Genomic DNA, 6,192 nt, shown 5'->3' with positions numbered 1-6,192 from the left:
GACGGCGCCCGCATCGTGGCAGGCCTGGATCGCACTGGCGTGTCGGCGTCGCCGGCCCGCAGCGTCGATGCCTATACCGACGGCGCACGTGTTGGCAAGGCCGACCCGTACACGGACGGTGCCCGCATCGTCGCCGGTCTGGACCGGACTGGCGTGTCGGCTTCGCCGGCTCGTAGCGTCGATGCTTACACGGACGGTGCCCGCGTCGGCAAGGCCGACCCGTACACGGACGGTGCCCGCATCGTCGCCGGACTGGACCGGACTGGCGTGTCGGCTTCCCCGGCCCGCAGCGTCGATGCCTACACGGATGGCGCTCGTACCGGCAAGTTCGATGTGTTCACCGAAGGCGCCAACGCCTGAGCCCGATGCCGGGACGTGTATCACTGCGTAAGCCAATAACCCCGGTGGTGCGTGCAAGGAGCCGGTAGCACCGGTTCTTTGGCATTGGTGCCGGGAACGTGTCCGGCAAGCGCACTGCCACCGCCGTTTCGAGGGTCCGCCGAAAGGTGGATGCATGCCATATGACAACCCAATCCGTACGCGAACAACTGCTTGAGCACACCCTGGTGCTGGTGCGGCAGCGGGGCTTCAATGGCTTCAGCTATCGGGACCTCGCCGAGCGGGTGGGGGTCAAGACCTCCAGCATCCATTACTACTTCCCGTCAAAAGAGGACCTGCTGGCAGCGGCGGTGACGGAGTACAGCGCCCGCAACGCCGACTATGTGCGCCACATCGACACCAGCCAGCCCGTGGCCGAACAGGCCCGCGCGTACCTGAAGCCCTGGCATGACACCGCCGGCGGCGATGCGATCTGCCTGGTCGGCATGCTCTCCACGGAATCCTTGCTGCTGCCGGATGGGGTGCACCGCATGCTCAAGGATTTCTATGGGCTGCATGAGGCGTGGCTGACTCACCTGTTCGAGAGCGCGCACGGAAGCGCACAGGGCACGCTGCACAATGCCTGTTCATTGCCAGCCCAAACGATGGCGCGGGCGGTCTTCGGCGCGTTGCAGAGCGGGCTGGTGGTGGCGCGGCTGTTCGGCGCTCCCCAGCGCATCGAAGCGGCGTCGGATCTGCTGATGGCGTCGGTCGCCGCTTAGGTGCCCCGGTCATTTGCCTTCGGGCCCGAGCCTGGGCTGACGACCTGTGCGCCGGTTCAGCCACAGCGGCACGGCGCCCGCGGCGATGCCTCCCGCGGCAATCACGCGCGTGGCCAGGTCGAAGCCCGGCATGCTGTACAGCGCAATAAACCAAAGAAACGCTGCGCTGCAAGCCGGCCAGAGCACCAGCAGCAGCCGGGCCGGCGTGCGGGCGCCATGGCGCAGGGAGTACCAGGCGCAGGCGAAGCCGGCCAGTCCGTAATAGAAGGCCACCTGGAAGCCGATGGCGTTGACCGAGTCCTGGATGATCTGGCCCACGCTGCTGAAGCCGGCGGAAAGGGCGAGCAGCAGCAAGCCGAACGAAGCGATCGCCGTCGTCGCCACCCACGGCGTGCGCCAGGTGGGATGCAGCGCGGCATAGCGCGGGTGCAGCAAGCCATCCCGGCCTTTGGCGTAAAGCGTCCGGGTGAACTGCAAGATCGAGGTTTCCAGCGTTCCCACGGTGCTGAGCATGACGGCCAGCACGGCCAGGTAGTCCCATGGCCGCGGAAAGAGGCGGGAGGCGAGCGCGAACACGGTGTTGGTGCCGGCGCTGCGGATCTCCTGGTCGCTCAGTACCGCCAGGCTGGCGATGACGAAGGCCATGAACAGCGCAAGGACGATGAGCATGGCCAGCAGGGCGCCGCGCCCTGGCGCATGTTCGGAATCGCGTGTTTCCTCCGTCAGGTTGGCCGTCACGTCCCAGCCCCAGAAGAAGAACAGGGCCACCAGCGCGCCATTGGCAAACAGGTGCGGCGTAAAGCCGGCTGGCGATAGCCATGCCAGCGACAGCGGGTGCGCAAGTGGCAGCGGCGCCCGTACCAGGGCAGCGAGCACGATCGCTACCAGCACGCCCACCTCGACCAGCGTCATCGCCACCTGGGTGTAGCTGGTCAGCTTGACGCCCTTGAGCACGACGGCGCTCACCGCCAGCAGCCAGCCCGCGGCGACCAGCGTGACCACGGGCGGGCGTTCGGCCAGCGCCGGATCGAACAGCAGCAGCGTGGCGGTAGCGGCGGGAATGGTGCCCGACACCATGAATATGGCCGACGCCACCAGCAGCGTCCAGCCCGCGAAGAAACCAAGCACCGGATGGAAGATCTCGGAGACCCAGGTGTAGCAGGCGCCGGCGTTGGGGTGCAGCCTGTTCAGTTGCTGGTAGGACAGTGTCACGCCGAACATGATCAGCCCGCAGTACAGCAGGCTGGCCGGCGCCAGCACGCCCACCGCGGCGACCAGGGTGGCGGTGGTTGCCGCCAGGCTGAAAGCAGGTGCCGTGCCCGCCACGCCCATCACCACGGATTCGCCCAGCCCGAGCGCGCCTGCGTCCAGTTTTGCCGGTGAGTCCCGATCCATGGCGATGCTCCCGGTGCGGCCGGCTCGCGGATGACGGCAAGCGGGCCGGCCAATGATGCCCGATGCTGCTTTAGGCTTTAGACCTTAGGCAACTATACTGCGCGCGCCGGCGCTTTCAACGGATTCAGCGGCCACGGGCGCCGTCGCCGGGCAAAGCCGGCATCGCAAGGCGCAAGGGCATATTGCCGCGCCGTGGTGGCAGAAAATGGAATACGTGCGTCAGCTATGGCCGTGGTGCATACTACGGCCTCGCCGCTAGCCGGCCAAGCTCGTCCGCAACCCGATCCGCCATTTCCATGAAACGCATCCTCCTCATCAAGATCACCTCGCTTGGCGATATGGTGCACACCTTGCCGCTGGTATCCGACCTGCGCCGCGCCTATCCCGAAGCCAAGATCGACTGGGTGGCCGATGCTTCCTGCGCCGATATTCCGCGCTGGGCCGTCGGTGTCGACCGCGTGATCGCGCCGCCACTGCGCGGCTTCAAGAAATCCCGTAGCTGGGCCGATCTGCGTGCCATCTTTGGCGCCCTGTGGGCATTGCGCCGCGAGAAATACGATGTGGTGGTGGATGTGCACGGCGTATATAAAAGCGCCATCGTGGCCTGGCTGGCGCGCTCGAGCCGCCGCCTCGGCTACGCCGCCGAATACCTCGGCGAGGCGCGCGCGGTCTTTGCCTATACGCAGATCTTCGGACCGCACGGCGACGCTACCGCGCGCCACAAGATGCGCATGGTGGTGGCCAACGCGCTTGGCTACGCGCTGGATCCCGTCGAGCGCTACGCGCTGCGCGTGCCTGCGCCCGCCGCGCCGCTCAATGCCGATGGCGTGCCGCGCGCCATGCTGTTCCACGCCACCTCGGTCGAGGCCAAGAAGTGGCCCGCGCAGCGGTGGATCTCGGTTGGCAGGACGCTGGCGCAGCGGGGCTACAAGATCCAGTTGCCCTGGGGTTCGCCCGCGGAGCGCGACCAATCGGAAGCGCTTGCGGCCGAGATCCCCGGTGCCGAGGTGTTGCCGCGCATGACCATTACAGAGTGCGCGCAACGGGTGGACGCCGCCGCGCTGGTGGTCGGCACCGATACCGGTTTTGTCCACCTGGCCGATGCGCTGGGCAAGCCGTCGGTGATGCTGTTCACGGTGACGGACAGCCAGCATTTCGGCATCAGCACGCCCGGCCAGTCCGTCTCCGTGGGCGCCCGCGGCGTGGTGCCGGAGATCGATGAGGTCGTCGCCGCGATCGACCACGTCACCGGCGGCCAGGTCAGGCCGCAAGTGGCGGCCGCCAGCGCCAGCTGAGCCGGCGGCCGGGCCGCGCACCCTGCTGGGCCGGGCGCGTGGCGACGGCTGCCGCGCACGTCGCGCAAGGGCGTTCGGCTCTTGCCACCAACACACCATGACACCATGAGGCGTTAGCGATACCGCCTCGACCTCGATGCCAATGCCGGCGGGTGGACGGGCCGGCGCAGTGCATCACTTTCCTCCTTCCTTCCAGGCGGCTTTCGCGGCCCGGCGCGGGCCGCAGGTGCCGCTTTCTGGCCGCGCTCCGTTTCGATCACGTGATGGCCATGCCCGGTGGGCCTCGTCACGGCGCTCATTTTTTTTCTTGCGTTATGTATCAATCGATATATAATCGGTTTGTGTATCGTTTGATATAAAACGTATCCATCCAGATCCCCCTTCAGTCAGCCACGCCGGAGCAACCATGGCACGACCCCGCGAATTCGATGAGCAACAGGTGCTGGAAGCAGCCGGAGACGCTTTTTGGGCGAACGGCTTCGAGGCGACCTCCACGCGCGAGCTGGTCAAGCGCACGGGCTTGACGCAGCCCAGCCTCTACAACGCCTTCGGTGACAAGCGCGGGCTGTTCCTGCGCGCGCTGGAGCATTACCTGGAGCGCACGCTGCGCGAGCGGATCGCGCGCCTGGAGTCGTCGCAATCGCCCGGCCAGGCCATCGCGGCCTTCTTCGGCGAGATCGTGGACCGTTCCGTCGCGGATGTGCAGCAGCGCGGCTGCATGCTGGTCAACGCCGCCGTGGAGTCGACGCCTGGCGACGAGGCATGCCGCCAGGGCATCGCCAGCGAACTCGCTCAGATCCAGGCATTTTTCCAGCGCTGCATGCAAGCGGGGCAGGCAAGCGGCGAGATTCCGCGGGTGCTGCCAGCAGCGGACGCAGGCGCGCATTTGCTGGCCGTCCTGCTGGGCATACGCGTGCTGGCCCGCGTCAGGCCGGACCGCGCGCTGCTTACGGGCGCCGTCGGTCCGGCGCTGAGCCTGCTCGGCCTGCCGCCGCTGCCCGCTCCCGACAACGCGGCGTGAGCGCACGCCGGCACATCGAACGACAGCGAACCTCGTATTGAGCTCGTATTGAGCTCGTATTGACCTCGTATGGCCTCCGCAGGAATGCATCATGTCTGAAAACACAGCCACAATCCCAAGTCCCGTCACGCCGGCGCTCGACGCCCGCGCACTGTTCGCCACCCTCGCCGGGCTGTGCGGCAGCCTGGTGGCCATCGGCCTCGCGCGGTTCGCCTACACGCCGCTGATTCCGCCGCTGATCCAGGCGCATTGGTTCACCTCATCGCAGGCCGTCACGCTGGGCGCGGCCAACTTCGCCGGCTACCTGGCCGGTGCGCTGCTGGGCCGTCCCATCGCCAGTGCGCTATCCAACCGTCATGCGCTGCGGCTGTTGATGCTGGTGGCGACGGCGGCGTTCTTCGCCTGCGCCTACCCGCTGTCGGTGAGCTGGTTCTTTGTCTGGCGCTTCGCTTCCGGCGTCTCGGGCGGCGCCATCATGGTGCTGGTGGCGACGACGATCCTGCCGCATATCCCGCCCGCCCGGCGCGGCTTTGCCAGCGGCATGATCTTCCTTGGACTCGGGCTTGGCATTGCCGCCTCGGGCACCATCATCCCCAGGTTGTTGCAACTGGGTTTGAAGGATACGTGGATCGGTCTCGGCGTGTTCGCGGCCATCCTGACCGCGGTGAGCTGGTTCGGCTGGCCCGGCGCGGCCCCGGCGGCGGCGCCGGGCGGCGGCGCCCAGCCGGTCAGGCGCGAGAACACGGCATTGCGCGTCTTGTACGCCCAGTACGCCGCGAACGCGCTCGGGCTTGTTCCCGCCATGGTGCTGCTGGTGGACTATGTGGCGCGCGGGCTTGGCCGGGGCGCGGAGATCGGCGCCGGCTACTGGGTCTTGTATGGTGTCGCGGCCATCGCGGGGCCTGTCGTGTGCGGCAATGTGGCTGATCGCATCGGCTTCGGCCCAGCCTATCGCATCGCGCTGCTGCTGCAAGCGATCGCAGTGGCCACGCTCGCCTTGTCGGGCAACCCGATGTTCATTGGCATTGCGACCGTGGTGCTCGGCATCTTCACGCCCGGCATCGTGCCGCTGGTGCTCGGGCGCATCCATGAAATGGTGCCGCACGACCATATCGAGCAGCGCGCCGCGTGGAGCCGCGCCACCACGGCCTTCGCCTTGTTCCAGGCCATCGGCGGCTACGGCTACTCCTACCTGTTCACGCTTTCGCACAACGACTATGCGCTGATCTTCCTGTGCGGCGCGGCGGCGCTTGCCCTGGCGCTGATTGCCGATATCGTCACGGCGCGCAAGCCGGTGCCGGTTGCCGCGGCCTGAAGGAAACATGCGGGCGTCCTAGAATGGACGGGCGCCATGCGTGCCACAGTCATGCACCACCGACAG

The 6,192-nt window shown here is 67.3% G+C and carries 5 protein-coding genes and 1 pseudogene; 5 read left to right on the top strand and 1 reads right to left on the bottom strand.

The genetic code is table 11. The annotated features are described in order from the left end of the window. Nucleotides 1–360 (top strand): annotated as a pseudogene (locus AC1DQ3_RS24665) (copper resistance protein CopQ); the annotation flags it as partial. A gap of 161 nt (nt 361–521) precedes the next feature. Next, a complete protein-coding gene (locus AC1DQ3_RS24660) occupies nt 522–1,100 on the top strand; it encodes a TetR/AcrR family transcriptional regulator (protein WP_477122777.1) in 579 nt (192 codons plus the stop codon). Between the two features lie 9 nt (nt 1,101–1,109). On the opposite strand, the gene AC1DQ3_RS24655 is transcribed toward AC1DQ3_RS24660, so the two are convergent. After that, nucleotides 1,110–2,495, bottom strand: a complete 1,386-nt coding sequence (locus AC1DQ3_RS24655) for an APC family permease (protein ID WP_477122776.1) — start codon at nt 2,493–2,495, stop codon at nt 1,110–1,112. Between the two features lie 296 nt (nt 2,496–2,791). On the opposite strand from AC1DQ3_RS24655, the gene waaC reads away from it, so the two are divergent. From waaC to AC1DQ3_RS24640, 3 genes are all read left to right on the top strand, one after another. Further along, nucleotides 2,792–3,790: a lipopolysaccharide heptosyltransferase I gene (gene waaC / locus AC1DQ3_RS24650; protein WP_477122775.1), complete on the top strand. Its 999-nt coding sequence runs from the start codon at nt 2,792–2,794 to the stop codon at nt 3,788–3,790. 406 nt (nt 3,791–4,196) lie between these two features. Continuing rightward, nucleotides 4,197–4,811 carry a TetR/AcrR family transcriptional regulator gene (locus tag AC1DQ3_RS24645; protein ID WP_477122774.1) on the top strand — a complete coding sequence of 205 codons (615 nt, stop codon included), beginning with the start codon at nt 4,197–4,199 and terminating at the stop codon, nt 4,809–4,811. Between the two features lie 91 nt (nt 4,812–4,902). Next, the gene (locus tag AC1DQ3_RS24640) at nt 4,903–6,126 is read left to right on the top strand and encodes a YbfB/YjiJ family MFS transporter (protein WP_477122773.1); all 1,224 of its coding nucleotides are present in this window, start codon (nt 4,903–4,905) and stop codon (nt 6,124–6,126) included. Nucleotides 6,127–6,192 lie beyond the last annotated feature (66 nt).

The sequence above is a fragment of the Cupriavidus sp. 01T418 genome (genome assembly GCF_056398885.1).
The sequence above is the reverse complement of the archived record's forward strand: the minus strand, read 5'-3'. Positions and strand labels throughout refer to the sequence as shown.

Bases quoted from the DNA above. Each gene is read 5' to 3' on its own strand.
- AC1DQ3_RS24640 (WP_477122773.1), top strand. From the start codon at position 4,903: ATGTCTGAAAACACAGCCACAATCCCAAGTCCCGTCACGCCGGCGCTC.
- AC1DQ3_RS24660 (WP_477122777.1), top strand. From the start codon at position 522: ATGACAACCCAATCCGTACGCGAACAACTGCTTGAGCACACCCTGGTG.
- AC1DQ3_RS24655 (WP_477122776.1), bottom strand. From the start codon at position 2,495: ATGGATCGGGACTCACCGGCAAAACTGGACGCAGGCGCGCTCGGGCTG.
- waaC (WP_477122775.1), top strand. From the start codon at position 2,792: ATGAAACGCATCCTCCTCATCAAGATCACCTCGCTTGGCGATATGGTG.
- AC1DQ3_RS24645 (WP_477122774.1), top strand. From the start codon at position 4,197: ATGGCACGACCCCGCGAATTCGATGAGCAACAGGTGCTGGAAGCAGCC.